Origin of the sequence: Ruegeria jejuensis, from assembly GCF_041537905.1 — a bacterium.
GTDB lineage: Bacteria > Pseudomonadota > Alphaproteobacteria > Rhodobacterales > Rhodobacteraceae > Ruegeria_C.
The window spans coordinates 1-2260 of record NZ_JBGRUO010000056.1; the positions used below are offsets into that span (position 1 = coordinate 1).

The 2260-nt window shown below is 58.1% G+C and carries 2 protein-coding genes and 1 pseudogene; 2 read left to right on the forward strand and 1 reads right to left on the reverse strand.

Going from position 1 to position 2260, the window contains the following annotated elements:
• The coding region (locus tag AB1E34_RS26015; protein WP_372575193.1) for a cadherin-like domain-containing protein at positions 1–1522 on the forward strand (1522 nt) is incomplete at its 5' end.
• 203 nt (positions 1523–1725) lie between these two features.
• Positions 1726–1968 (forward strand): annotated as a pseudogene (locus tag AB1E34_RS26020) (hypothetical protein); the annotation flags it as partial.
• Between the two features lie 57 nt (positions 1969–2025).
• Here the strand turns inward: AB1E34_RS26020 and AB1E34_RS26025 are convergent.
• On the reverse strand, positions 2026–2260 hold a 235-nt coding region (locus tag AB1E34_RS26025), incomplete at its 5' end, for an integrase core domain-containing protein (protein ID WP_372575194.1).

A 2260-nucleotide genomic window follows, 5' to 3' on the forward strand; every position in this document is an offset into this window, starting at 1 on the left:
GTTCATCCCGCTGCGCCTTCAAGGGTTCAAAGATTCGGAGCTGCAGCCATACAAGATCAACGGCTTCACACCCCCGTCAAACGAAGTTCAGCATTACTACACAGACGGGATCGACTCCATCGACCAGGACTTCGGCACAGGCGGGTCCGATCACGGCGACGGTGGTCACGGCGGAGACGGCACATCCCCGGTTGTCTCGGCGATCACGGCGGGTTTTGGCGAGGATCAATCCGACCGCACGGTTGACCTTCTGGCAACAGCGATTAACCCGAATGGCGACGACCTCGATGTTGAGAATGTCACCGTCACTACAGCCGATGGCCGCGTCCTGACCAGCTCTACCGATCCTGAGACCGGGCTGTTCTCGCTCAGCGATGGCCAGTTCGAAGACCTGGCTGCTGGCCTGCCTTTCGATGTGACGATCAACTACGATGTCACCGATGGGACCACCTCGGTCGCCAATACGGCGACCGTGACCATCACCGGAGCCAACGACGTGCCTGTTGCGGGTGACGATGATGGGGCGGGGTTCGAGACCAGCAAGGACACTGCCTTCACCACGGCAAATGTGCTGGGCAACGACACGGATGCAGATGGCGACACGCTCATCGTCTCGGCGCTCGACACCACGGGCACGCTGGGCCTGGTCAGCGATAATGGCGACGGCACCTTCGACTACGATCCGAACGGGGCATTTGAGAGCCTGGGCGTCGGCGAGAGTTCGACCGACAGCTTCAGCTATACCGTCTCGGACGGCCAGGGCGGCACCGATACCGCAACCGTAATCCTGACCGTCAATGGTGTGAATGACGAGGCTGAAGATCAGACGGGCACGATCGATGGTGCCGTTATCGGATTGTGGCAATTCTCTTCAGGCGCTCCGAACACTGACGAAGCACCGGGAGCCGACAATCCGGCTGAGTTGCGCAACGGTGCAACTGCGGCTGATGGTGTTGTCCGGCTGGATGGCAGGAACGATTATGTCCTGATCGACAACATGCCCGACTATGAGGTCGCTGAAGGTGGTGTGCGGATGTCGTTCTCTGTGAATGCGCTTTCTGGCCAACCCTCCGGCAGCAACTATTCATCGGAGAATCTGCAGGCCCTGTTCTCGCGCGATTCCTCCGGTTTTGATGGTGGCGGGCATGTCACGGCCTTTGTTGATGGGGATGGCTCGATCGTTGTGCGTCACCAGACGCAGACAGATAGCTATGTCATCCGCAGCGACGCCAATCTGTTTGCAGCCGGAGACGAGGTCGACTTGCAGTACGCGTTTGATGCGACGGATGGCATGGAGCTGTTTGTCGGCGTGAACGGTGGCGACCTGGCGCTTGTGGGCGCCAATTCCCGACCCGTTTTTGATGCAGACCCCGTCGCCCTGGTTGGCAACTCCGAACCCTGGACGCTTGGCGCGTCGCAAGCCAGAAGCCAGGACGGCACCGCAGACCGGCTACGCGATTTCCTAGACGGCGAAATCAATAGCTTCCAAGTGTTTAGCGGGGATGATGTATTTGGCTTATGATGGGGGTTGTGTTGCGATATGCATCGACGGGACCATCACCGGCCAGGTTGTGATCGTTGGCTGAGACGCGACGGACGAAGTTTGAATATCTCGTCGCGCCACCATTCAACTATCTGGACGAAGGTGGAAAAGTCACCGGATGAGATGTTGAGCTTGCGCGCCATGCCTTTCGACAGCTTGGGTTAGAAACCGTTGAGTTTGTCGAGACGGGGTTCGCCGATTTCCTGCCGGGCCTTGCGCGGGGACTCGGAGATGGCCACCCGCCTTTTGCAACCGACGACCATCGGCAACACGCCCTGTTCAGCAGGCCGATCTGGATATTGCCAGATGGCCTGCTTGTTCGCAAAACAGATGCGGATCGCATAAGCGGATACCAAAGCCTTGCACGATCTGACGATCTCAGTGTTGCAGTCATACGCGACCAGATTCAGCGTCAGACCTTGTGACCTGAGCCCCGAGTTTCCTCCACCTCGGGGAGAGTCCTTGGGTTTGGTTTGATGACCTTAGGCGGCCAGTTTGTCCATCATTGTTTTCTCAGCAAATTCTCTCGGCGTCAGATTTCCGAGCGCCGAATGTGGTCTGTGGGTATTGTAGTCCTCCTGCCATGCTTCCAGCGTTTCACGGGCCTCGGCCAGTGAGCTGAAGAGCGTTTCGTTGAGGCATTCATCGCGTAGCTTGCCGTTGAAGCTTTCGATGAATGCGTTCTGGGTTGGTTTTCCCGGCGCGATGTAATGCCAG